Origin of the sequence: Leptospira barantonii (genome assembly GCF_002811925.1) — a bacterium.
In the GTDB taxonomy this organism is placed as follows: Bacteria; Spirochaetota; Leptospiria; order Leptospirales; family Leptospiraceae; genus Leptospira; species Leptospira barantonii.
Window position 1 is genome coordinate 172173 of record NZ_NPDS01000006.1, and the last position, 25098, is coordinate 197270.

Sequence of the window (25098 nt, forward strand, 5' to 3'; positions counted from 1 at the left end):
GCGTCTTCTATTTATTTCGGCAGATTGTCGAATTCTCTTCTTAAATCTTCTCGATTCTGGATCAGTTTAGCGGGAGGAAGGGACTTCAAAAGATCCTTTCCGTATGTCTTTGTGAACATTCTCGGGTCCAAAATCGAAACGACCCCCGTGTCGGTTCCGGACCGAATCAGACGACCAAATCCCTGTTTCAAAACCGTACACGCATACGGAAGCTGAAGTTCTGCGAATGGGTTTCCACCGGATTCCTTGAGCTTTTCACTTTTGGTTTCCAGAACCGGATCGTTTGGAACTTGAAACGGGAGTTTGGCTATGATCACGGATTTGAGTTTATCACCTCGAATGTCGATTCCTTGCCAAAACGTGGAAACACCGAAGAGAACGCTGTTGGGGGTTTCCAAATACATTTGTTTCGCGCCGTCGGGTCCGAGATCGGATTGTGAAAACAAAGGAAGATCCGTATGAGGACGAATCGCTTCGTAAACGAGTTTCAAAGATTTAAAAGAAGTAAAAAGTACGAATGTGTTTCCCTGAGTCATCTCGATCAACCAGAGAATCTGTTTTGCAAGATCCGCGTGATAACCGTCCGGGTCTGCGACAGGGTCCCGGATTTCTTTTGGCACATACAGAAGTGCGTTCTTTTGATACGGGAACGGAGAAGGAACGGTAAGGCTGGACGCGGGTAAATCCCCGATCTTCTTTTTGAAATACTTAAAATCGCTACCGGAAGTGGACAAGGTCGCGGAAGTAAAAATCACGGATTGCATTCTGGATGCGAACAGATCCCGAATGATTTCGTCCGGGCTCAAAGGTTCCATGCAGATTTTATAATATATTTCTTTGGAACTCTGATCGGGAGGTTCTATCCAATAGACAAGGCTCGGGTCGTCGACTAAACGAAAGGTTTCCAATCCGACCGCGATTTCCTCCATTCTCCCGCTTAACATCTCTAAGACGAGAACGGATTCCTTTTCGGTAATGTCGTCGCTGTCCTTGGATAATTTGGAAAGATGTTTCTGGAGAATTTCCGTGATCCCCGCAAGAACGGCCGCGAACGCGCCTTTATCCAACTTCAAAGGTCTTTTGATTCTTTGAGGACTGTAAAAGTTTAAAGGAACCTCGCCCGAAAGTGCGTTAAAAAAAGAAGTCAACGAGTCCCCGGCTTTTGTGACCAAATCTTTTAGCTCGTTTGAAGAAATGGAAACTGCAACTCCGGTATTCTTATTCGGAAGCCAGATCTGTTGCAGAAGTTTTTGAATTTCCTGAGAACGGATTTCCTGACGAAAGGAAGAACCTATGATTCCCGGAAAGTTATGCGCCTCGTCCAAGATGGCTCGGCTGAATTCGGGAAGAATGTTGAAATCACTCGCGATATGCGCCGCCAATAGATGATGATTGACGATCAAGATATTACAACGTTTCCATTTTTCCCTTTCTAAAAAATAATAAGAATGAGAAAAGTTCGGGCAATTCCTTCCCAAACAATTGTCCGCTTCGCGGGTGATCTTATTCCAAAAATCATAAGAAGCGGTTCCCGTATATTCCTGTTTTCTTCCCGACTCTGTGGTTCGGATCCAACGATTGAACGAATCGATATGAGGAATCATTTCCGGACCGAAGGTTCCATCGCGCATAACGTGGTTCAGTTTTCGTTTACAAACGTAGTTCGAAGCCCCCATCGCGACTTCCGCTCTTAGATCGGTTCCTAAAATTTTGGAAACCATGGGAATGTCTTTTAGAAGAAGCTGTTGTTGAAGCGATTTCGTTTCCGTCGATATGACTACGGGTTCTTCTCGCTCCATAGAAGAAAGCGCGGCCGGAATCAAATAGGCGAGGGACTTACCGACCCCGGTTCCCGCTTCTGCGATCAGATGCGTTCCGTTGAAAAGGGATTCTTCTATCTTCTGAGAAAGTTGAATCTGTCCCTTTCTGGGTTCGAAATCGTCCCAGATGGTCGAAAGTTTATCGAAGTATTGTGTCGAACGGTTCAATGGTTGCGAGTTTTAAAGAGTTTGAATATACAAAAAATCGAAAGTCCAGTCACCAAAAGTAGGGAAAGGGTCATGATCGAGGTTCCCTGCCAATTCAAACCTTCCTGAGCTAAGAACATCATTCCGTTTGTCCTCTCTTTTCTTTATACTTCAAAGCGTAGTGAACGAGAAGCACGATAAGACTGAAAACGATCAGAATTCCAAAAAAAACGGATCTGGAGATGAGGGCTCCCATCCTTGCGGCTTCCACCGAAGTTCCTTTTGCGATCGCCTGAGTGACCATGGAGTCCACGCTCATTCTCTCAAAGTGACCCGGAAGATTCTGGATCAAAAATGCGATGAATACCACGATCAAAAACGCGGGCGTTATGTATTGAATCACGAACCAAAAGAATTTCGGAAGTTCCAGATGAGAACCCTCGTTTCCGTCTTCGAGACCTTTTTTCGCGCCGACCTTCCAACCGAATAAGAAAATTTGAATACTCGCGAGTATAAAAATCAAAATCGTTCCGATCCAAAAATCCGCGAGTTCCAACGCTTGGAAGTTTTGGTTGAAGTAAAGAATCGGAAAACAAAGACTCGCAGTGAATAAAAACAAAATCAAACTTGAGGTTTGCCTTCTCATCCCGAAGGATTCTTCCAAGAAAATAATCCCGGGTTGTAACATCGTAACCGATGACGTGATCGCCGCGAGAAAAAGAACGAAGAACCAAATCGCTCCGAACAATTCCCCGCCGGGCATCATGGAAAAAACCGAAGGAAGCGCGATAAACCCCATTCCGAACATTCCGAAGTCGTTGATGGAAGCGCCTAAGAATAAGAACGCAACCGGGATCGTCACCATTCCTCCGATCGCAACTTCTACGAATTCGTTCAAAGAAGCCGCGGAAAGGGAAGAAAGAACCACGTCATTCTCCCGTTTGAGATAACTTGAAAATACGAGGGCGATTCCAAATCCTGCGGACAAAGTAAAAAAGATCTGACCCGCGGCCGCGATCCACACTTCCGATTTTAGAAGCGCGGACCAATCGGGGTTCCACATTCTTCCCAAGCCGATCTCGATGTTGTCTAACGTAAGAACTCGAATCAGAATTACCGCCGAAGACGCAAGCATTAAAGGAACCGCGATCTTTGCGAATGTTTCGATTCCTTTTGAAATTCCTCGATATACGAGTGCGAAGTTTAGAACGAAACAAGTTAAGGTTGCGTAAAAAATCTTACCCGAAATCGCGTCCCCGTTTTGTCTTGCGCCCGTCAGATCCAAGTAATAATTTCCGGCGGCTTGGATGATTTGACTTTGTGGAACGTTTCCATCCGGGTTCAAACGGATTTGTCCGGTTAAGAATTCGAAAGAATAGGCGAGGCACCAAGCCTCAATGAAAACGTAATATACGTAAATGAGAATCGGAACTGTGACACCGATTGCTCCGACGATTCTTAGCGGGAAACCCGATAAAAAACTTTTGAACAAGAAGGGGGCGCTGTGACCGGTTCGACCGCCCATTCTCCCCATGATCCATTCGGTGATACAAACCGGAATTCCGACAAGGATGAAGCTGATGATGTAGGGGACCATAAAGGCTCCGCCTCCGTTTGCGACCGCTTGTCCGGGGAATCGGATAAAGTTTCCAAGGCCGATGGCTCCGCTCGCGACGGTCAGAATCAGTCCGGTTCTGGATTTCCAGCTTTCTTTAGGGGGTTCCTTACTCATGATGTTGGTTCTTGCAAAACGTACGCCAAACCCCCAACTGTCAAAAGAAAAGCGGGTGAAACGGTAAAAAAGGGGACATAAAATGTGGTAGTTCCTACACTTTTCCAGGGTCCGGCAGTTTTCGGAAGGTTGTATGAGTTCCTACATTTTCGTAAACGTACTCGGATCGGCCGTCCGAATCAAAATATTGATAAATGTCAATATGGCAGAAAATTTAAGAATTTTAAACGACAACTCAGTCTAAATTCTAAATCAAGAAAGGGATCTCCCGACTGGAGAATCAGACAATGAAACTAGACAAACTCACCGCAAAATTGAATGAAGCTCTGCATAACGCGCAAAGTTTTGCGGAGCGAACCGGCAATCCGGAAATCAGCGAAGAACATATTGTCCGAGAAATTCTTTCCCAAGAGGACGGGCTTGCGCCTCTTTTGATTTCAAAACTCAATCTGAATCCGAAATCATTCTTGGGAAGAACCGACGACGCGCTTCAAAAACTTCCGAGGGTCGGAGGAAACGTTTCCACAGACGTTGGGTTTTCAAGATCGGCGGTCGCTCTTCTAAAAGCATCCGACGAAATCCGAAAGGAACTCAAGGACGAATATTTATCCACCGACCACATTCTTCTCGGATTGATGAAAAACGGACACGGACCGCTTAAGGAAGAATTTCGAAAGTTAGGATTAGAATATTCTAAATTACTCAAAACCACTCTGGAAAATAGAAAGGGAAAAACGATCATGGACGATTCACCGGAAGGAAAAACGGACGCACTTGCCAAATATGCAAAAAATCTAAACGAGTTGGCCAAACAGGGAAAACTGGACCCGGTCATCGGAAGAGACGAGGAAATCCGAAGAACGATCCAAGTTCTTTCCAGAAGAACCAAAAACAATCCCGTGTTGATCGGAGAACCCGGCGTGGGAAAAACCGCGATTGTGGAAGGGCTCGCGAACAAAATCGTACAAGGAGAGGTTCCCGAAGGAATCAGAAACAAAACGTTATACACCTTGGATCTCGGTTCGATGATCGCAGGGGCCAAATACAGGGGAGAATTCGAGGATAGACTCAAGGCTCTTCTCGACGAGGTAAAAGGGTCGGACGGAGAAGTGATTCTTTTTATCGACGAGATTCATACCTTAGTGGGCGCGGGCGCGACCGAAGGTGCATTAGATGCTTCTAATATGCTCAAACCTATGCTTGCGCGGGGAGAACTTCGTTGTATCGGAGCGACCACTCTTAAGGAATATCAAAAGTATATCGAAAAGGATGCGGCTCTTGAAAGAAGATTCCAGCAGGTTTACGTAAAAGAACCTTCGGTGGAAGAAACCGTAACGATTCTCAGAGGACTCAAAGGAAGATACGAACTTCATCACGGAATTCGAATTTTGGATTCGGCTTTGATCGCCGCGGCTACATTATCGAATCGTTATATAGCGGATCGTTTTCTACCGGATAAGGCGGTGGATCTGATCGACGAGGCTTCTTCCAAAATGAGGATCGAAATCGATTCTATGCCGGAAGAACTCGATCGTGCGAGCAAGCGGATTCAATCCTTAAAGATCGAAAGAGAGGCTTTGAAAAAAGAACAGGATCCGGCTTCGAAGGAAAGATTGAAGATTCTCGAAAAGGATCTCGCCGAACAGGAACAGAATTTTCAAACCTTAAAAGCGAGATGGGATTTGGAAAAATCCAAGATCTCCCGTTTGAAACAAATCAAGGAAGAGATCGAAAAGTATAAAAATCTGGAAGCGGAGGCCGAAAGAAGAGGCGAAATCAACCGAGTTGCTGAAATCCGCTACGGAAAGTTAGTCGATCTTCAGAAGGAATTTGAAACCGCAAACGAGCAGTTGAAAAAACAGGAAGGCGCCTCCAGACTTTTGAAGGAAGAGGTAACCGAAGAGGACATCGCCAATATCGTATCTCGTTGGACCGGAATTCCGGTATCCAAAATGTTGCAGGGGGAAAGGGCGAAACTTCTATTGATGGAAGACGCTTTGAAGACGAAGGTCATCGGTCAGGATCACGCGTTGAGACTTGTATCCGAAGCGGTGCAAAGATCTCGTGCGGGAATCTCCGATCCGAATCGACCGATCGGCACGTTCTTATTTCTCGGACCTACCGGTGTGGGGAAAACGGAAACCGCAAAGGCTCTCGCCGAGTTTCTTTTCGACGACGTAAATGCGATGCATCGAATCGACATGAGCGAATACATGGAAGCGCATTCCGTAGCAAGATTGATCGGAGCGCCGCCGGGTTATGTTGGTTACGATGAAGGCGGACAACTCACGGAAGCGGTACGAAGAAGACCGTATTCGTTGATCCTATTCGACGAAATCGAAAAGGCGAACCCGGACGTGTTCAATATCTTTCTCCAAATTTTGGACGAGGGAAGGTTGACCGATGGAAAGGGGCGTAACGTGGATTTTAAAAACACGGTTATCATTCTCACTTCCAATATCGGATCGGACGTTTTGGGATCTTCGGATTACAGCGTCGAAGAAAAGGAAAGATTGGTGGAACAACGGTTGAAAAAACATTTCAAGCCGGAGTTTCTAAACCGAATCGACGAAGTGATTTTGTTTCATTCCATTACGGATTCGGTAATCCATAAGATCGCCGACATTCAGTTGGAAGTACTGAAACAAAAGGCTAAGGAGAACGGTCTGAACGTAGAATTCACAAAAGAACTAAAGGATTACGTATCCAGAGTCGGATTCGACGCGGAATACGGTGCGCGACCCTTAAAACGTTTGATCCAAAAGGAAGTCGGCAACGCACTCAGCCGCTACATCCTAAACGGAAAATTCACGGACGGACAAAGAGTAACCGTGGACTACGAACATGAAAAGGTCGTAGTCAAATAAGTTTTCAAAATCCGATTAGGTGGTTCTTTTTTCGCTTATATCCGAAAGAAGAATCACCTTCGGGTCCTCTTTTTGAAGAATCAAACTTTTAAGATCCTTGGGAGAATAACCCGTAAACCGAATGCAAGATCTGTGAAACGGAGAATAGGAATTGAATCCGCATTCCAAACCGATATCGATTAGGTTCTTATTCATATCCAATAAAATCAGTCTTTTGGCTTCTTCGATTCTGTGCTGGTTTATAAAATCCGCAAAACTCAAATTCTTATACTGATTGAGATATAAGGAAGCCTGATGAACCGAAATTCCGAGATAAGCGGAAAGATCCGGAAGTCTGAGTTCCTCGTCTAAAAAACGTTTTTCTTCTAAGAACAATCTAAGTTTCTCTTCGATGCGGATCACCTCGCCCTCTTTCAGAATCACCTTACTCTCTTGAAGTTCGCTCCGTTTTCTCGCGGTTTTTGCCCGAATCTGAATGACCGTCTCCTTTCTTTTATGAATTCTATGAGCGACCGAAAGTGAAGTGATCGTTTTTTTATCCGTAATGATCGGAAAGTAAATTTCCAAAAGATGAAAATATACGATCAAAACGCTCGCGGTCATATTCGAAAGAACACGAAATTGAATATCGTTTCTAAAAATTCCTATGAGATCCAACAAAAGAGCGACGCACATAAATGCGGACATGATACTCAGATTGTAGTAAAGCGACGGAAGTCCTCTTGTTTGTATCGAACTCGTAATTTCAACAAGAATGAACGTGGTGATCAGAAGGCTGATCGCATTTCCGGCTATGTTTAGGGGAATTTCCTCCTTAAGAACGACGCTAAGAATTGAGATTACCGTAAGAGTAAAAAGGAGATTGATTCCTAAATCGTTCTTTTTTACTTCCAATCCGATTGCGCGTCTCATCAAAGATCTTGTAATCGTACAAGCGTAAATGACTAAGGTGAAGAATATCAAGGATTGATTGTATGTGCTCGAAGAAACCGCTTGTCTCCGATAGAAATCCTCGTCCGAACCGAGATATAAAAAGAAACTGATACAAATGAAATTGATTCCGTATACGACGTTATAACGGTTCTTTTTATACCGAAATAACCGGAGAATTCCCAGGGAAAAACCTAAATAAATTCCTATAAGTTGTAGATGGTGAATGATGGGTTCTATTGCGAATGTCATGTTTTTTCCTGATGTACCTTGTTTTTTAAACTTTGAATTTTAAATATTCAAAATATTGCATATTCCTTTTTGTTGTTCCGAAATTCGTTCTTCCTTTTCTAAGAAAAGCTGGTTAAAAACTAATTTACGAAAATTATTTTTCATATGAGTTCCGTTCTTTGGCCTGGGCTTGATTTGACAACAAACTTTGTATAAAACGATAACAGCTCTCTATAAAATATTTATACAATTATAATTTGTTTGGTGTCCAAAGTTAGCGATTCTTTGGTTGTGCATGAACGATAAATATTTTAAAGCGACATGCTTTTAATTTTGAAGGAGAATGGATTGATCGCTCTATTCAATTTTCATTGTATACGGAATATGAATTTTATTATGACTTAGTTTTGCTTTGTCCGTTTAAAAATTTATAATTTTGCCAAACTTTGAAAATGTGCATTTGCGCACTTTTTGAATTCTTGATGAGCTTTTTATAGATCAGGAAGACGCAACTTAGAATTTGATATATCATCTGATCGAAACGGAGACGAACGATGAATCTAAACGCGAAGCATTCTGCAATTAATTTAGTATCCAAATCTTTCTTGATCGTTGGTTTCTCGTTTCTGTTTAGCGTTTCCTGCTTAAACGACAGCTTTGGAGACGGGGTAAAGATGAGGTTTTTATTCTTCCCCAGCTCGATCCAAAGTCCGTCCGATATTTTCGGTTTGGGAAATGCAACTCCGGCCCAGAGTGCGCTTTCCGTTGCCGGGGGAAAAAGCCTTTACAGCGGCAGTTTTTACGCGTCCAAGGTCGCGTCGGGAGACTTCGGGTTTAACGTAATTCTATCTTTTTCAAACATCCCTTCGGGAACTTCTCTGCGCATTTGTCTGAACGATCCCGGTTGTGGGGTTCAGGTATTGTTGTATGATTCGATTCTTTCCACGGGAATCGCGAATTTGAATCTAAACGTTACAATTCCGAATACATATCCGGTCAGTGTAGGCGGGAATACTCTCAATTTTGCTTTGTATAAGGACGGACAGGTTGTGAGCCAAAGGTCGGCTTCTTTGATTTACGATTCGACCGCGCCCACTCTTAGCTTTTCGATTTCCTCGGGGAGTTTTACGATTCAACAAGATCTTTCTATGACTTGTCTCGATGCCGTTTCGGGATGTATGGATCTGATTTATACGATCGACGGTCAGACGCCTGGTCTTTCTTTGTTAAGCGACTTCGATCCGTTGAACATCGTTACAGGATATATCTTTCCGTCGACTTTGAACGTTGGAAGCGGAACTACGACCGTTCAAGTGATCGCATCGGATCGTGCGGGGAATATTTCCGCTCCGATTTCCGCGACCTATACGATTACCATACCTCCGAGTTCCGCGCCTACGGTTTCCTTGAATTCGATTACGAATGGAACCACAAACGGCTCGGGATCGGCGACCTCGGTGAACTGGACGTCGGATACGGCCGGGAATTACTTCGTGGTTCCGAACACTACGAGTTGTTCGAGCATCACTCCCGGAGTTACGATCGTGTCGGGGACTCTTGGCGTCGCAGGAACGCAGGATCTTACGATTCCTACGGGAAGTTTTTCGGAAGGCGCGAATTCTTTGAAACTTTGTCTTTTAGATTCTTCCAGTCAGTCCGGCTCCTTCGGATTTAACGTTACGATCGACACGGGAATTCCTACTTTAGTTTCGACTTCTCCTGCGAGCGCCGCAGTGGACATAGACGTTTTCAACAGAGAATTGATTCTTACCTTTAACGAAAACATGCAACCGAATACGAGTTTGAGTCCTCATGTTTGGATCACATACGGTTCGGGCGGAACCTTGACTACTCTAGAGATCACGTTACCCGCAAGCGCGACTGCGAATTGGGCATCGTCTACCGTTCTTAAATACGATCTGGATATGATTCTTCCCGAATACACTTCGATCCAAGTCAAGTTTCCCGTTTCAGGTTTAAAGGACATAGCGGGGAATTCGATTACTGGAGACGGTTCCGGAAATTTGAATCTTTCTTATACTACGGGCGGCGCGGTCTCTTTGAAGACGATCATCGATACGAATCAACCCGGTTGTTTTGACTCCGTAGGCTCGGCAATTTCATGCACGGGAACGGGACAGGACGGGGCATATACTGCGACTCCGACGGCACAGGTGATCGGAACTCCGACGACCTTGGGAGGTTATACAAACGACGCGGTCACCGTCGATTCTACGAGCGGTCTTACTTGGAAAACATGCACACAAGGAATGACCTGGGCAAGCGGGAACTGTTCCGGAACTCCTACGGAGCTGATCTGGCCGGATGCCTTATCCAGTTGTGCAAGTTTGAACGAAAAAAATTCAGGGTCAGGATACGCTGGACTTAAGAATTGGAGACTCGCGAGTATGGAAGACATTCATACTTTGATTACGTTTCCTTCCGCAACCTCCGGTTATTTGATCGTTGCTTCGGCGAGTTTTCCCGGATTTCCGAGTAGCGCGCTCAACCAAAGATTTTGGAGTTCTACCACGTATCGTCCGAGCAATCTAAACGCATTCGTGATTCGGAATTTCGGAGCCAGAGCATTTACACATTCCAAAAACAGCGCCAACGACGGTTTTCCATATCTGACTCTTTGTGTGACCGGAAATCCTTAAGACCATCGTATCAGGAGACAAACATGAAATCTAAAATTCTATTCATCTTCATTCTTAGTTTATTATCGCATTCTTCTTATGCTTATACGGGACCTTTTACGGATTCGGGAAACGGAACCATTCTCGATCAAAAGAGCGGACTTATCTGGCAAAAATGCGCGAACGGGCAGGGGAGCGCGGGCGATTCTTACACGGATTGTACGGTGGGAACCGCGGCAAATATGGATTGGACGAGTGCATTAGCATATTGTAATTCTCTAAACTTGGCGGGAATGGGCGGTTGGAGACTTCCTTCGATGAAGGAGTTGATTTCTTTGATCGATTACAATCGAGCCGCTTCTCCCTTTATCAATTCCACTTTTTTTCCGAATGCCGGAGCGAACTATTGGGCTTCCACAACCCATCCTTCCAGTACGTATAAGAATCAGGCTTATTACGTGCAATTTACCGGAGCAACCTATGATACGGGAGATAAGGCGACCTTATTGGTTCGTGTGAGATGCGTGAAATAGGAAAGTTCGGAAAGAAAGATACAAATCAAAACGATTCGTTTTAGAATCGAGTGTGGAGTTGTACACAAAAAAGGGAAGCCCATGCTTCCCTTTCTTTTTAGGAGTTTAACCCTTTTTTAATATTCGACTTTTTGAAGGAAGAGTTCTTCTTTTTTCATCTTTAAGGCTTTGGAAGCCATGTTTTTAAAATCTTCAGGCGGCTCTAAAAGTCCGAGCTCCACCTTAGAAAGAAAAGGAGTGGACACTTTTAGTTTTTTAGCCATGTCGTATTGTTTAATTCCCAACTCTCTGCGTTTTGCCCAAAGTCTGTTGGTGAGCCCTTCGGTAAACTCGGGATATACATCCTCGACGACTTGCTCGTTAAACAATTTTTCAAGAGTGGTTTTCAAATATTTTGCACAGGATTGTTTGAATTTTTCTGTAGGGTCCTGGCTTCCCGTTTCGATCTTGGAAAGATAACTTGGAGATACTCCCAGCGCTCTCGCCATATCGTATTGTTTAATACCCCGTTTTTTACGAAGCATGTAGATGTGGTTTTTCATTCAATTCCCCTCTCAATCTACCAGGCTATTTGTGTAGGACGGAAATTCAAGAAAAAATTTCCAATACGCTCAAAACAAGATTATGAAATCATTATTTAGTAATCCGAAAGGGTTATGAGGAATAAATCGAAGGATTGAAGAAATTAAGAAGACTTAAAATAGCGATTAGAAATAAATTCTTTCGAATTTGAGCGAAAGAAGAAGTAAAAACAAATTATTGCATTAGAAATTTTGCAAGTGATTCGGGTGTTTCCCCTAATGACCGTTAGTTTTTCAAACGAAGCGAGTGTTAAAACTATAAAAAAGCCCCGGATTTTTAAGTCCGAGGCTTTGTATTCTTTAGATCTGTCCCGCTTTCAAACTCTCGGAAGAGATTTTGAATTCGTTTTCAGTCTTGAGTTTTGACAAATAGTCTTGAAAAACCGATTGTTTTCTGGCTTCGACTAACTCTTGTTTGATACGGTCTCTGACCTTACCGAAATCCTCGGGAACTCTTTCGTTTGGATTTCCTGGCGCAGGTTTTGAATACGCGTAGAGTTTTCCCGCCTCATACGTATCTCTGATTTCTTTTTCGGAAACGTCCACGTTTGAATCGGTGGAACGATTTCGGATTAACATAAAAAGAACGGATCTTCCGAGTAAAGGAAGGGTTTTCTTAAATTCTTTCGTGTCCTTTAAAGATTGAACCTCTTTGGATTCGGCGGAGATTCGAATCGGAAGATAGATCTGAGTGTAAAAAGACAACTGATCGTTTTTCTCTTCTTCAGGATTCGCTTTGCGCTTTTGAAGAATCGGAGCGATCTTGTTAAACTCGACGAGAAGATCCTTGAAAGAAAACTTTGTTCCGTTTCTATCTTCGAAAAGAACGGTTTCCGGTCTTAATCCTTTGATAAACTCGGGAGTAAGATCTACGATCTTCAGTCCGCTTTTTTCTCTCAAAGAATCCATTTCCTTTTTCCAAGCTTCCTTAAGAAAACGATTTCCATAGTGTTCCGCGGTTTGATTCGCTCTTTCGTTTACGGTTAAGTCGGAATAAAATTTCGCGGCGTTCTTTTCGTCTTCGGTGATTCCTTCTTTAGAAAGAAATTTTAGAGCGAGATTTTTGAGTTTATCCAATTCGCTTTGGAAAAACTTATCAATCTTCTTAGGATAGATCTTTTCGATTCTTTCCACTCTGAGAATATAATAATTTCCTTGTGCTTCTTTGAGAATGAAGTTTCCTTTTTTGTCCGCGGCTTCCTTTAAAATCGCGGTAAAAGGATCGTCTCCACAATTGATACAATGAGGTTCTAATCTTCCGCCGATGGACTTTCTTTGGGTTTCGTCCGTGTTTTTGGAGATGAATTCTGCGACTTCCTTATCGGATTTGATCGCTTGGATTTGTCCGAGAAGAGAGTTCGATTTAACGGCCGCGTCCGGAGCCGCTTTTACGAAAAGAATTCTTCCGAAAGCGAATTCAAGCATCCCGGATGTGAGAAGTTTTTCGGAGAACTGTTTTCTATAGTCGTTGAATAAAACCTGAGGTTCTACGAATCCCATGATTTTCGCATATTCCTCTTTTGTAACGACGTTTGTGCTGTTGTTATTTACTTCGGCGATTTTTTGGATTCCGAGTTCTTCCACGATCTTTGCTTGGGTTGCGATCGAAGCGTTGTTCGCATCGGGTTCCACTCCGCGGAGTTTGTAATAAGCCCTGAGTTCTTCACGGGTTACTGTTCCCGATTTAAAGGAAGCGAGAACGTCCGAGTCCCTGCTACAGCCGATCGCAAACAGTACGAGTAGGGAAAGAATGGTTAGAGATAGAGTCTTTTGTTTCATGAAATTGTGTCTTGAATCTTAGTATTTGTGAATTGTCTTTCGAGTTGTCTGAGGTTTGGGATCCGGGATTTCCACGGAGATTTCCCGAGTGAGATTTTTTTCTCGGGAGCTGTATAAATTCTTCATCTCTGCGGGAGAAGATTTTCCGGAATTTTTCAGCAGACCTACCTTACCCGGTTCCTCTTTGATTTTCAAAGAGAGGATTTCGGCCTTTCCGGATTCCAAATTTTCCATTTCCTTTCGGATGGAATCCTTTAGAATTCCCGAATAGTCTCGGTCCGAGGAAATTCTTTCCTGAATCTTTCCCAATTCGAGTATATCTCGGTCCACTTCTTCAATCTTTCGAAAAAGATGTGCTACCTTTACTTTCATACTCAGTCCCGACGTTGATCTTTTTCGATTCTACGTCGGTTTGCAAGAATGAAAATAAATAGAAATAGGAAAAATTCAAAATTCCCTGGGAAGGATGTACGAACAAGGTGCATAGGACTAAAAAGAGGAAGAACAACGTCTTGAGACCCGATTCTCCCGAACGTAGATACAAAAACCCTAAAATACAGGTTAAAATCGAGGACTTCAAAAGATAAAGAAACCCGATTTCCTCCCAGAAATTCGAGTTCCATTGATACCAAATTCGAAATCCGGCGATCAGAAAGAATAAGAGCAAAACGGTTTCCTTAAAGAGTTGTCCATCGGCCAAAAATCTTTTTCCAAAGCCGTATATCGTTTCCTCGGAAGGACTTTTCTGTCTCCATTCTCCCTTTAAAAGAAGAATTCCGGAACAGTGGATGCAGATGAGATCGAGTAGATCTCCTGCCGTGGAACCGTCTAATCCTCCGATTGCGAGAAAGATTAGGGTGAGAATGGAAATCGGAAGCGCGCGGTTTTCGCCTGGGAGCGCCGTTCCTTTTTTACGAAAGAATAAAACGGAAAGACTCAAGACGACCGCGCCCGGTGATAGGAAGGAATAAGATCTTAAAATCAAAAATAGAACGGATAAGAATAGAAAAACCATTTGTCTTACGGAAGAAACGCTTATAGACTGACTTTCCAAGCATCATGATTCTGAACGAAATCATCATTTCTACGGAAAAAATCGACAACGTTCAGGTTATGAAACTTCAGGGTTCCATCAACTCATTTACGGAAAAAAAATTCAGAGATCAACTTTCTGTTTCGATCCGTTCCGGTCCGGTGATTTTGGATCTGGAAGAGGTCAGTCTGATTTCTTCGCGTGGGATTCAATCCTTGAAAGAGATGAATCAATTGAGCTTCACTTCGCGTAACAAATTGGTACTGATTCATCCCACCGATTCGGTGAAGAATGCGATCAAAATGGCTGCGCTCAACGGTCTTTTTTTGATCGCTCCGGACGAAGAGTCCGCCCTGAAGATGACGATGAAAAATAGGTAGGATACAAGTGACAAATTCGGTTCGATTCAATTACGCTCGCAAACTATGGCATCTTCTCGGATTGATTGTTCCTGTCTGTTATTATCTGGACGTCTTTCAAGGCGCATTCGGACTTTTGAATGCAACCCGCGCCGTGGTTTCGATTTCGCTGGTTCTTTGTTTGGGGATCATTCTTCTTTTGGAATATCTTCGTTTTAGATTTCCGGGTTTTCAAAAATTCTTTTTGTCGATCGCCGGATTTCTGATGAAGGAAGAGGAAAAATCAAGACTCAACGGAACTCTTCCCTATTTTCTTTCCTGCACGTTCGTGGTCTTTTTATTTCCGCCCGAGATTTCCATTCTTTCCATGTTGTTTTTGGTGATCGGCGATCCTACCGCGGCTTGGGTCGGTACGTTTTACGGAAGACGTAGGTTTTCCAACGGGAAATCCGTGGAAGGAATCGTGGCCTTTATCGTAGCTTGTGCGATCGTAGGTTTCGTTTTTATGTTTTTGTCCGATACATACGGAAAACAGAACTTTCTGAAAGCGGAAGGTTTCGTATTTTATAATAATCTAATTTTCTTGGTTCCTGCGATTTTGATTTCCGCCGTAACGGAACTTTATTGTGGAACGTATTGGAACGGTTTGATCGACGATAATCTTTTGATTCCTACGGTTTCTGCGGTTGTTCTCGGTTTGACCGCGTGGCTCGTTTTGGGTGTGGAACCTTCTACGATTTTCTTAAATCCGGCTGAGTTGTTTTTGACGATTTGAGATTTGTAGGAGTTCCGACGGCTTTTTCGTGAAAGTTGTCGGCCCCACCCTAGTTTGGGTGGGGGGTGAGGTGGTGGGAAGAATTTCGTGCAGATCTTCTATATCAGAAAATCATAATTCTTTCAAGGAGAATTTACGCGTTCGTTTTGTCGGAACTCCGACAAATCTCCTGACTACTTCTCGGGCGGAAGAACCGTAAAACTCAAATTGATTTTTGTTTTTTCTCCACCTTCAAAAAGTGAAGAATTGAATTTGAATTCCACTTCCGCAGGAAAGATCGTATTCGTATAAGGAAACGAACCGAGGCGATTCTCTTTTTTCAGTTTATCTTTGATCATCGAACCGAGATACTGAAACGAACCGACCCAGTCTTCTCCCATTTCAAAACCTTCCATTCTTTCGACGGTTCCCGAAAGATTCATCGTCGCGTAATAAGAATCCTTGATTGCCTTGGATTCGGAAGGCGTCAATTTTCGATTGAATCGAACGAGGAACCCCGGCGTTTCCCGTGCATGAAAGTAAAGATAGTTTGCGAACTTTTCCCAAGTATCCGGCTTTCGATTGTTGGGAATTTCCACCTTGTAGTGATGATTTTTTTCGATCGGCTCCAAACATTCGCCGGTCCGTGTGAAATGATCGCAGAGAGAAATTGACGCAATTGAAAGCGGAGTAGGCGCGCAGGAAGTCGACGAAACGACGGATAACGCAAACACACATAAGAATATAAGAATATTAGGTTTTATTGATGTTTTGAACATAGGATTCTCTCAGGCTTGTAAAAAAATAGACGGACTCGGGCGTTTTGAAAAAGGGCGGGGCAGTTTCCCTGAAAACCATTTTTTGTTTTTGATAATTATAGATGGTTTCCGCATAAACTCCGTTGAATAGATAGATTCTATGAAAGTCGTCTCGGATGTTCGAAATGACAACCGAATGACTGCAGAGATAACCCGGAAAAATTCTCACCCCGTGATCCTTTTCAATCGCGGAATTTTGAATCGCCAGACATTCTTTTTGAATCGAAGGAAGTTCTTCCCTGTGGATTCTTCTTTTGAAGGAAAGGATTTTCGTATGTCTTCCCGGAAACTGATTCCAAAGACCCGCGTCCGGGTCTTTCCAAGTCGGCATGGGATTACTTTCGTAAAGAGTAGCGGAGAACTTTTTTTCCGTTTTCGTTTTGATGGAATAAAACATCTCCGCGTCTTCGTACGCGACTACGATAAAAAAGGAAGCTCCTGGCGGACGCTCGAGTTTTTCCTTTGTGGGAGAATTTTTTTTGGCGGAATTCATCGGTTGAAAAATCAGCTTCCAGGGTTTACTTTCGAATCGAAATAATCCAGAATAATTTTATTCAACCATCTTCCATCCGGAATTTCGGGAGTAGGATCGGTTAAGAATCCGACGTGTCCGCCCTTCGGACTTAGGATCGTACGTATATGAGGGAGTTTATTCCATTCGATCGTTTCCCAATCGAACGGCGGAACGACTGGGTCGTCTTCCGAATGAATTACGATTCCCGGATGACGAATCCCCGGAATATATCGAATGCTCGAACAATCCTCGTAGTATTCCCGAGCGTCTTTGTATCCGAAGAACGGCGCGGTCACCTGATCGTCGAACTCGAAAAAGGTTTTTGTTTTAAATGCGTTCTTTTCCAACTCGGGTGGAAGTTGAATGAATTTATTTTTGATCTTTTTGCGAAACTCGGATACGAATCGATCTCTGTAGAATCTTCCCTCGCTCGAATCGATGAACTCGCAACCTTTGAAAAGATCCAGAGGAGGGTTTGTGGAGGAGAACGCTTCCACCTTGTGATTTCTTCTTTCTCCGAAATATTTCAAAACCAAACTCGCGGAAAGGGAGAATCCAGATAAGAAAATTCTATGGGAAAGTTTTTCCCAAACGAAATCCATCACGTCCTGAACGTCCTTCGTCTGACCGATGTTATACGTTCCTTTGGAAAATCCCTGGCCGCGACCGCAGTTTCGTAGATTCATACGAATACATCCGTACCCTTTTTTAAGCGCGCTCTGCGCAAGAGTTACGAGATAGGAACTGTCCGAGGTTCCTTCCATTCCGTGAATCATCACGAGATAAATTCCGTTCCACTTCGGACCCGAGGACGAATAATGCGAGATCGGTGGATTGTGTTCCAACCAAAGAGAGTCTCCCGAGCCGTCCGAGAGTTGCAATAGAATGTCCTCGTAGTAGAACGAGGATCTCAATAGATTTTCCGGTGGAAAAAAAGTGCTATAGACTGTTTGGAGGTGTTTGCCTTTGACGAATCGTTTCGGTTTGAAGGCTTCTGAACTCATAAAGGTGGCTTAAGGGCGACTAACGTGAATCTCAGAGTTCCTTAAAGAATTCGTCCCAATCTTCCAGTTGTTCCTTTCCGATATGAGGACTTTTTTTTGCGAACTTATGAAGTCTTCTTAGAAAGTCTATGCCCCTTTTTACGATCGCCGAATCGTCCGGATGCATATCGGAAAGATAAAAGTTCACGAACTCGTCGAGCTCGAAGGAACCGATGTCCTTCAAAAGAACTTCTTCTTGAGTTTCTTCTTCTCCTTCTAAAAAGAGAAGAGAGGAGAATTCAAGAAAAAGTTCGTTTAAGTTTTGATCCTCTTCCGGATTTCGTTTTTGTCCGGGAGAGGCTAAAAATTCTTTTAAGAATTCTTCTAAGGAAACTGGTTTGGACAAGACTTTATCCGATCAGTTGAATTCGATTTTAGTCGCGAGTTTGTCTACGATTCCGTACTTGATCGCTTCTTCAGCGTCCATATAGTAGTCGCGGTCGGTGTCCTCTTCGAGTTTGGAAACCGGATGTCCGCAAGCGTCCGCGAGAATCTGATTCAACTTCGCTTTCGTTTTGAGGATTTCTTCCGCGTGAATTTTCAAGTCTGTCGCCGGTGCAACGATCTGACCGCCGATGCTCGGTTGGTGAATCATCACTTTTCCGTTCGGCCAAATGGAACGTTCTCCCTTTTTTCCTGCGGCAAGAAGAACCGAACCCATGGATGCGGCCATTCCCATACAAACCGTGTGAACCGGAGAAGAAATCATCTTGATCGTATCGAATACGGTCATTCCGGAAGTGACAACACCACCGGGACTATTGATAAAAAACGTGATCGGTTTTCCCGGATCTTTCATTTCCAGGTAGAGGAGTTTTCCGACAAGGTCCTTAGACGATTCGTCGGTTACCGGACCCCAGAGAAAAATCTTTCTGTGGTCGAGGAAATTTTTGGAAATTTTACTTCCTGTGAGTTCTTCGAATACTTCCGCGATTTTTTCTGTTTCTGGCATTCCTGAACCTTTCCTTTAGTAGTTGGTAAAGTCCAGTTTCTTCTTCCTCATTTTTATGAAAACTCCAATACAGGTAAAACTAGCGAAGATTGCGTAGAAAATACGAATAAAATGAATCGGAGGAACCGGAAATTGTTTACCGGGACGAAACGCATTCAGTCTCGATGCGAGAACCGGTTTGAGTTCGGAAGAATTCTCCGTTTCCCTAAATTTGACGATCTGAGCGTTCTCGCTCAATAGATAGAATCTTCTGGCCTCTCTTTCGAGGGCCACTTGATCGTTTTTTAAAATCTTTTGCTTCTCTTCCAACTGTCTATTTTCATAGGCAAGTCTTTCCACGTCCAATTTCAGGGATGCGAGCGATTCTTCCAACTGAGAACGTACGACGATTCCCGATTCTCCCAGGACGATAAAATAAAAGAGTCCCGCGAGAAAACATGAGAACCAAAAGACTTTAGTCGAAAGAGAAGTCATAATTTTTTAACCGATTACAGGTTGTAAAAAGTCTCCCTACCTTTATAAACCGCGGATTTTCCGAGTTCCTCTTCGATTCTGAGAAGCTCGTTGTATTTCGCGATTCGATCCGTTCTGGAAAGCGAACCCGTTTTGATCTGACCCGCGTTAGTCGCAACCGCGATGTGAGAGATCGTAACGTCTTCGGTTTCGCCGCTTCTATGGCTTACAACGTTTGTGTATTTCGCTTTTTTCGCCATTTCTATCGAAGCCAACGTTTCCGAAAGGGAACCGATCTGATTTACTTTGATCAAAATCGAGTTTCCGACTCCGGAAGCGATTCCTTTGGAGAGTTTCTCGATGTTCGTCACAAAAAGATCGTCTCCTACCAGCTGAACTTTCTTACCGATCTTATCGGAAAGAAGTTTCCAACCGTCCCAGTCGTTTTCATCCAATCCGTCTTCGATGGTTATGATCGGATACTTGGAAACCAAGTTCGCATAATAATCCACGAGTTCGGCGCTGGAGAATTCCTTATTATTTTCGGCACCGAGTACGTATTTCTTTTTGCTTTTGTCGTAAAACTCGGAAGAAGCCGCGTCGAGTCCCAATAAAACGTCCTTTTCGGGCTTATATCCGGCCTTTTCGATCGCCTGGAGAATGACTTCGATCGCTTCCACGTTGCTCGTTAGATCCGGCGCAAAACCGCCTTCGTCACCGACTGCCGTGTTCAAATTCTTACTTTTAAGAACCGCTTTCAAAGAATGGAATACTTCCGCGCCCATTCTGAGTCCTTCGCGGAAACTTTTCGCTCCTACGGGGAGAATCATAAATTCCTGAAAGTCTACGTTGTTGTCCGCGTGCGCTCCGCCGTTGATGATGTTCATCATAGGAACCGGAAGTTCACGGGCAAAGTTCCCGCCAATATAACGGTAGAGTGGAAGTTTGGAATATGCCGCCGCGGCTTTTGCGACTGCGAGAGAAGTTCCGAGAATCGCGTTGGCTCCCAGTTTTCCTTTGTTCTTGGTTCCGTCCGCGTCGAGCATGAGTTGATCGATTCGGTTTTGATCGAGCCCGTCTTCTCCTTTGAGAACTTCTTGGATTTTTACGTTTACGTGTTCTACCGCTTTGAGTACACCTTTTCCGAGATAACGGTGTTTGTCGCCGTCTCTGAGTTCTACGGCTTCGTATTCTCCTGTGGAAGCTCCGGATGGAACTGCGGCTCTTCCGAAAGATCCGTCCGCGAGTGTTACGTCAACCTCCACCGTGGGATTTCCTCGGGAGTCGATGATTTCCCGGGCGTGAATTTTCTGAATTTGAGAGTTATGAGACATTTTATTTCCTGAGATTCTCTATATGTTGTCCGTTGAATATTCGCATTTTGCGATTTCGATCGGAGTCAGGGTTATTAAACGGTCCATATCCAAGAAATCAAGCGGGAAACGAAAAAATGGATTGCTCGTGTTTCTTCGGCCCGTTTAAGTTTGTTTCGGTTGTCACGATTTTCGATGATCTCGCTCTCTAAGGATCGCTCGATAAAAAATGAAAGTTTCAGAAAAACACGTGTTCGGTTTTCATATTTGTTTTGCCGTTGTGGCGATTTTGATTTTGTTTCTTCCCGGAAATTTATCTACGGGTTGGAGAATGTTCTCGCTGGTTTTGATTTACAATGTGGGAGTTCCCACATTCGCCAGATTTTGGACTCATGAACGTTGGATGGATCTTTGGCTCTTTCTTCTTCCGTTGAGTTTTTTTCAGGTTTTTCCGGATTGGTTTCTTTCTCAGGTTTTGAACACCGTGGAGTTCCCCGAAGATGGGTTTCCAAAAATCGGTGGCGTTTCGGGTTATATGGCCGGGCTTTGGGTGATTCCATTGTTCATTTCCACGTTCGTTTCGGTTCGTTATAGAAAACGTCGTCCGGATGCTCCCGCGCTTCAAAGTTATCTTGTCGGTGGATTGGCTGCGTTTCTGATTTTTTTAGGTTCGGAAGAAGGTTCTTATCTGATTCCGGTTTGGTTTGCGAAAAACGTTTGGACCATCGGTCACGTCGCGGTTTATGTTCTGGTTCCGGAATTCATTTTGGCGGTTTTTGCGTGTTACGCGTATCATGTTTCGGAATATTCTTCCCTTTCCGAAAAAGTTCTTTGGGCCTTTGTTACGATGCTCGTTTATTTGGGCGCGCTCGGGTTTTTCTTTTTGCTCATCGAAGGTCGGGCGAAGTTTCCGGTCGGCGGGTAAATGTAGGATCTCATACGACCTGAGGAAAGAATGTAGGATCTCATACATTCCTTCGTGGACGGCGGTTGTGTGAGTTCCCACAAATTTCTTCAAGCACGACAAATTCTCACCTAAAAGGAGAAAAACCCATTCTCCCCATCCAAAGAACGATAGTATTTTGCTTTCCAGTGTAGGCCTGCGCCGAAAATCATCGGAATGTACCCTCATGACTGATAAACAGCAATTCATCCGTAACTTTTCCATCATCGCCCATATCGACCACGGTAAGTCCACCTTGGCGGACAGACTTTTGGAGATCGGTCAAGTTACAAACGACCGAACCAAAAAGGATCAGATTTTGGATTCGATGGACATCGAAAGAGAAAGAGGGATTACGATCAAAGCCAACAACGCGACCTTTGATTATCTCGCCGATGACGGCAATACATATATCATGAATCTTCTCGATACACCGGGACACGTGGATTTCACTTACGAAGTTTCTCGTTCTTTGAAAGCCTGTGAAGGTGTTCTTCTGATCGTGGACGCAAGCCAAGGAGTGGAAGCGCAAACTCTTGCGAACCTTTATCTCGCGATGGAACAAGATCTCGAAATTCTTCCCGTGATGAATAAGATCGATCTTCCCGCGGCCGACGTTGAAAAAACGAAAGTTCAAATCGAAGAGAGCTTGGGACTCGACTCGGAAAAAGCGGTTGCTATTTCCGCGAAGACCGGACTCAACGTGAAAGCGGTTTTAGAAGCGATCACGAAAGAAATTCCTTGTCCGAAAGGAAACGCGAGCGGACCTCTCAAAGCGTTGATCTATGATTCTTACTTCGATCCTTATATGGGAGTTGTGATTAAGATTCGTGTTTTCGACGGTTCGATCCGAAAGGGAGATCGAATCCTGATGATGAGTACCGAAAAGGATTTTACCGTCAACGAGGTCGGGATCAATCGAATCGGTTTAACTCCTAAGGATAGTTTAGGCGCGGGAGAAGTCGGTTACATCATCGCCGGAATCAAAAAAGTCTCGGACGCGAAGACCGGGGACACCGTTACGTTATTTTCCAATCCTACCAAAGAATCCGTTCCCGGTTATAAGGAAGCAAAGCCGATGGTTTTTTCCGGATTGTATCCGATCAACGGAGAACAATTCGACGAACTCGTGGACGCGATCGAAAAACTAAAGTTAAACGACGCGGCTCTCGTTTTCGAAAAGGAAAGTTCGATTGCGCTCGGATTCGGTTTCCGAGTCGGGTATCTCGGACTTCTTCACATGGAGATCGTTCAGGAAAGATTGGAGAGAGAATTCAATCTCGATTTGATTACGACCGCGCCGTCGGTGAAATACATCATCCGTAGTAAGAATGGAGAAGTCGAAGAAATCGACAACCCGTCCCGCTTCCCGGATCCTATCACGATCGATTCCACGGAAGAACCTTACGTCAAAGCCACCGTCATCACTCCGAACGAATACGTCGGAAACATTATGGCTTTAGCCATGGACAAACGAGGAATCCAACTCGATACGGTTTATCTGACTCAGGACAAAGTTCAGTTGACCTATGAACTTCCTCTCGCGGAACTTATATTCGAATTTTACGATAAACTAAAGTCTTTTACGAGAGGATACGCTTCTCTGGACTACGAACCTTCCGGATACAAAGCGTCCCAACTCGTAAAGATGGACATTCTCGTAAACGGAGAACCCGTGGACGCGCTTTCTATGATCGTTCATAGAACCAAGGCGGAACAAAGGGGACGCGAAATCATCGAAAAGCTGAAGGATCTGATTCCGAGACATCAGTTTATGATCCCGATCCAAGCCGCAGTCGGCGGAAAAATTCTCGCGAGAGAAAGTATTTCCGCGCTTCGCAAAAACGTAACCGCAAAATGTTACGGCGGGGATATCACTCGTAAGAAAAAACTTCTTGAGAAACAGAAAGAAGGGAAAAAACGAATGAAACAAATCGGGAACGTGGAAATTCCGCAAGAAGCATTCTTGGCGGTTTTGAAAACGAGCAATTGATCCGTTTCTGGACGCTCGCTTTACTTTAGATCACAAATCTTTGTAGGAACTCATACGAATTTCCGGATGGGCCGACGCACTGGCGAAGAGGTTTTTGCAGGAGTTCCCACATTTTTCAAAATGAACGATCGACAACCCTCGGTTCCAAACGAGTTCGCAAATCATTTCCTTTTACAGCTTTCCATTCCGACCCAAATTCGGAATATTTTTACAAGTTCCCAGACAACTTTGTCCATTCTCCGAGACGATCGACTTGCAACGGGGATCGGAACCAAATCTCGAAAATTTTTAGGCATTCATTCCGAGTTGGAAAGAAGAGGGATCGACAACGTGATTCTTCAAGGGGAACTGCACAGCAACGCCCTTGCGGCATTTGCGTTTTTGTTTCACCGTTTCGGATATCAGGTTCGATCCATTGCCTATGCCAGAGATAAGAGCCGAACTACACCCAATGCCGTTCTTGTCCGGGAGAATTCGCATTCTTTGACTACGTATTCTTCCCGTTTCGATTGGAAACGTGCGGTCCAAGAAGCGGACGCTCTGAGTTTTAGAAATTCTAATATAATTCAAAACTCTAATATTCAGGAGTTTGAATTTAAGAATGACGAAACTTGGGGAATCGTTCCCGAATTCGGATTTTGTCATGCGGCCGCTTTCGGTTTGGATTCTCTTTGGAAACAGATTCCAATTGAGAAGTATGATCGTCTTGTGCTCGATCTCGGCTCCGGCTTAACTTGGTTATCCGCTTTGAATTTTTTCCAAAATCGCATTTTAATTTCCGGAATTTCCATCGGACTTTCAAAAAAGAAGATGATCCCTTGGTTAAACGATGAAAAATCCATTCTCGGATTGGAAACGCTCCAAATCGATCCGGATTGTATCTACGAGCCGGAAGATGATTCCGGATTCGGATCTCTAAACCCGGAAATATTAGAATATTGTAAAACGTTTGAAAAGAAACATACAATTCCAATCGAACCGATTTATTCCGGTCGAACTCTCAAAACGATCGAAGCGTTGATCGCGGACGGAAGCTGGAATGGAAGAATTCTCTACATCCATCAAGGTGGACTTTTGAATTTCAGGATTTGATCGCGGAACCGCCTCGATGGAATGGTCAACGCAATCGATCCAAAACTGATCTTATCTCTTTAAGCAAAAGGTTCAAAACAATCGTAGTTTTTTTGTCTGAATATTTTGTTTTCCTTAAATTCAAAAATCATACAAAAATACGCTTTGAGAAACTGATCGGCTTTGAAAGGCCCTAAGTCCGACTTTACGATCGCCTCCCAGTCCGCTTCCACGATCGCGGTGTTTTCCTTTTCTATATAACCCGTGACACGGAAAGATTGTTTTTTGAGAAGATTCTTTCCCGCCGGCATTCGAAGCATCAGCTTTTCGAAATCGCTTACCGTAACCGCCTTAGTCAACGCGTTCGGATATTCGGTCTGTTCGATTTCCGGATGAAGGATCGTTTCGAATTTTTCCCGCTCGATTACGAAATCGGAAAGTAGGTTCAAATAAGTTTCTATGATTTGTTTATAAGCGCTCATGTCTTAGAGTCATGAATATGCCGGATTTCGCAACTTCTTCTCGGATTGAACTTCTTCGGAAATATAAAATTGAAATGCGGAAATAAAAAAAGCCACCTTTTTAGGGGCGGC

At 43.9% G+C, this 25098-nt stretch carries 24 protein-coding genes; 8 read left to right on the forward strand and 16 right to left on the reverse strand.

All coding sequences use genetic code 11. The annotated features are described in order from the left end of the window. Positions 1-11: 11 nt before the first annotated feature. From CH367_RS14235 to CH367_RS14240, 3 genes are read right to left on the reverse strand one after another with little or no spacing between them, the layout of a single operon-like run. On the reverse strand, positions 12-1988 hold the full coding sequence (locus tag CH367_RS14235) for an ATP-dependent DNA helicase (RefSeq protein ID WP_100763169.1): 1977 nt from the start codon (positions 1986-1988) through the stop codon (positions 12-14). After that, the gene (locus CH367_RS21070; RefSeq protein WP_279627432.1) at positions 1985-2110 is read right to left on the reverse strand and encodes a hypothetical protein; all 126 of its coding nucleotides are present in this window, start codon (positions 2108-2110) and stop codon (positions 1985-1987) included. The genes CH367_RS14235 and CH367_RS21070 overlap by 4 nt, the downstream gene beginning before the upstream one ends. Then, positions 2107-3699: a sodium:neurotransmitter symporter family protein gene (locus CH367_RS14240; RefSeq protein ID WP_100763170.1), complete on the reverse strand. Its 1593-nt coding sequence runs from the start codon at positions 3697-3699 to the stop codon at positions 2107-2109. The genes CH367_RS21070 and CH367_RS14240 overlap by 4 nt, the downstream gene beginning before the upstream one ends. A 287-nt stretch (positions 3700-3986) precedes the next feature. Between CH367_RS14240 and clpB the strand changes: the two genes are divergently transcribed. Continuing rightward, on the forward strand, positions 3987-6566 hold the full coding sequence (gene clpB / locus CH367_RS14245; protein ID WP_100763171.1) for an ATP-dependent chaperone ClpB: 2580 nt from the start codon (positions 3987-3989) through the stop codon (positions 6564-6566). A 15-nt stretch (positions 6567-6581) separates the two neighbouring features. On the opposite strand, the gene CH367_RS14250 is transcribed toward clpB, so the two are convergent. Continuing rightward, positions 6582-7748, reverse strand: a complete 1167-nt coding sequence (locus tag CH367_RS14250; protein WP_100763172.1) for a helix-turn-helix domain-containing protein — start codon at positions 7746-7748, stop codon at positions 6582-6584. 653 nt (positions 7749-8401) lie between these two features. Here CH367_RS14250 and CH367_RS14255 point away from each other — a divergent pair. Further along, positions 8402-10387 carry an Lcl domain-containing protein gene (locus tag CH367_RS14255; protein WP_165783298.1) on the forward strand — a complete coding sequence of 662 codons (1986 nt, stop codon included), beginning with the start codon at positions 8402-8404 and terminating at the stop codon, positions 10385-10387. Positions 10388-10410: 23 nt separating this feature from the next. Further along, positions 10411-10899, forward strand: a complete 489-nt coding sequence (locus CH367_RS14260) for an Lcl C-terminal domain-containing protein (RefSeq protein WP_100763174.1) — start codon at positions 10411-10413, stop codon at positions 10897-10899. A 116-nt stretch (positions 10900-11015) separates the two neighbouring features. Here CH367_RS14260 and CH367_RS14265 read toward each other — a convergent pair whose 3' ends face one another. The 4 genes from CH367_RS14265 to CH367_RS14280 form a co-directional block, all read right to left on the reverse strand. Further along, entirely contained in the window at positions 11016-11423 is a 408-nt protein-coding gene (locus CH367_RS14265) for a helix-turn-helix domain-containing protein (protein WP_100763175.1), read from the reverse strand. A gap of 357 nt (positions 11424-11780) precedes the next feature. Continuing rightward, positions 11781-13259 carry an LIC12015 family putative lipoprotein gene (locus CH367_RS14270; RefSeq protein WP_100763176.1) on the reverse strand — a complete coding sequence of 493 codons (1479 nt, stop codon included), beginning with the start codon at positions 13257-13259 and terminating at the stop codon, positions 11781-11783. An 18-nt stretch (positions 13260-13277) separates the two neighbouring features. Further along, the gene (locus tag CH367_RS14275; protein WP_100763177.1) at positions 13278-13631 is read right to left on the reverse strand and encodes a hypothetical protein; all 354 of its coding nucleotides are present in this window, start codon (positions 13629-13631) and stop codon (positions 13278-13280) included. After that, positions 13594-14274: a hypothetical protein gene (locus tag CH367_RS14280; protein WP_100763178.1), complete on the reverse strand. Its 681-nt coding sequence runs from the start codon at positions 14272-14274 to the stop codon at positions 13594-13596. Before CH367_RS14280 ends, CH367_RS14275 begins: the two co-directional genes overlap by 38 nt. A gap of 44 nt (positions 14275-14318) precedes the next feature. Here CH367_RS14280 and CH367_RS14285 point away from each other — a divergent pair, with 44 nt between their 5' ends. Together CH367_RS14285 and CH367_RS14290 are read left to right on the forward strand one after the other, a co-directional pair. Further along, the gene (locus CH367_RS14285) at positions 14319-14672 is read left to right on the forward strand and encodes an STAS domain-containing protein (RefSeq protein ID WP_100763179.1); all 354 of its coding nucleotides are present in this window, start codon (positions 14319-14321) and stop codon (positions 14670-14672) included. A 7-nt stretch (positions 14673-14679) separates the two neighbouring features. After that, positions 14680-15426, forward strand: coding sequence for a diacylglycerol/polyprenol kinase family protein (locus tag CH367_RS14290; protein ID WP_100763180.1), 747 nt, complete (start codon positions 14680-14682; stop codon positions 15424-15426). Positions 15427-15599: 173 nt separating this feature from the next. On the opposite strand, the gene lcpA is transcribed toward CH367_RS14290, so the two are convergent. The 7 genes from lcpA to eno are packed head-to-tail and all read right to left on the reverse strand — an operon-like array spanning position 15600 to position 20519. Further along, positions 15600-16184 (reverse strand): complement regulator-acquiring protein LcpA, encoded by a 585-nt coding sequence (gene lcpA / locus CH367_RS14295; protein ID WP_100763181.1) that lies wholly within the window; start codon positions 16182-16184, stop codon positions 15600-15602. Next, a complete protein-coding gene (locus CH367_RS14300) occupies positions 16159-16716 on the reverse strand; it encodes a DUF4416 family protein (RefSeq protein ID WP_100763182.1) in 558 nt (185 codons plus the stop codon). The genes lcpA and CH367_RS14300 overlap by 26 nt, the downstream gene beginning before the upstream one ends. 11 nt (positions 16717-16727) lie before the next feature. Further along, positions 16728-17741, reverse strand: a complete 1014-nt coding sequence (locus tag CH367_RS14305) for a YheT family hydrolase (protein ID WP_100763183.1) — start codon at positions 17739-17741, stop codon at positions 16728-16730. A gap of 31 nt (positions 17742-17772) precedes the next feature. Then, positions 17773-18126 (reverse strand): hypothetical protein, encoded by a 354-nt coding sequence (locus CH367_RS14310; protein ID WP_100763184.1) that lies wholly within the window; start codon positions 18124-18126, stop codon positions 17773-17775. A 12-nt stretch (positions 18127-18138) separates the two neighbouring features. Continuing rightward, the gene (locus CH367_RS14315) at positions 18139-18732 is read right to left on the reverse strand and encodes an ATP-dependent Clp protease proteolytic subunit (RefSeq protein WP_100763185.1); all 594 of its coding nucleotides are present in this window, start codon (positions 18730-18732) and stop codon (positions 18139-18141) included. Positions 18733-18747: 15 nt separating this feature from the next. Beyond that, on the reverse strand, positions 18748-19206 hold the full coding sequence (locus CH367_RS14320) for a septum formation initiator family protein (RefSeq protein WP_100763186.1): 459 nt from the start codon (positions 19204-19206) through the stop codon (positions 18748-18750). 14 nt (positions 19207-19220) lie between these two features. Next, the gene (gene eno / locus CH367_RS14325; protein ID WP_100763187.1) at positions 19221-20519 is read right to left on the reverse strand and encodes a phosphopyruvate hydratase; all 1299 of its coding nucleotides are present in this window, start codon (positions 20517-20519) and stop codon (positions 19221-19223) included. Between the two features lie 208 nt (positions 20520-20727). Between eno and CH367_RS14330 the strand changes: the two genes are divergently transcribed. The 3 genes from CH367_RS14330 to CH367_RS14340 all read left to right on the forward strand — a co-directional run bounded on the left by CH367_RS14330 (position 20728) and on the right by CH367_RS14340 (position 24526). Continuing rightward, positions 20728-21423, forward strand: coding sequence for a DUF6989 domain-containing protein (locus tag CH367_RS14330; protein WP_100763188.1), 696 nt, complete (start codon positions 20728-20730; stop codon positions 21421-21423). Positions 21424-21628: 205 nt separating this feature from the next. Then, complete coding sequence (lepA, locus tag CH367_RS14335) at positions 21629-23434, forward strand: translation elongation factor 4 (protein WP_100763189.1); 1806 nt, start codon at positions 21629-21631, stop codon at positions 23432-23434. 120 nt (positions 23435-23554) lie between these two features. Beyond that, positions 23555-24526, forward strand: a complete 972-nt coding sequence (locus tag CH367_RS14340) for a 1-aminocyclopropane-1-carboxylate deaminase (protein ID WP_100763321.1) — start codon at positions 23555-23557, stop codon at positions 24524-24526. 59 nt (positions 24527-24585) lie between these two features. Here CH367_RS14340 and CH367_RS14345 read toward each other — a convergent pair whose 3' ends face one another. Continuing rightward, the gene (locus CH367_RS14345) at positions 24586-24987 is read right to left on the reverse strand and encodes a nuclear transport factor 2 family protein (RefSeq protein WP_100763190.1); all 402 of its coding nucleotides are present in this window, start codon (positions 24985-24987) and stop codon (positions 24586-24588) included. Positions 24988-25098: the final 111 nt, after the last annotated feature.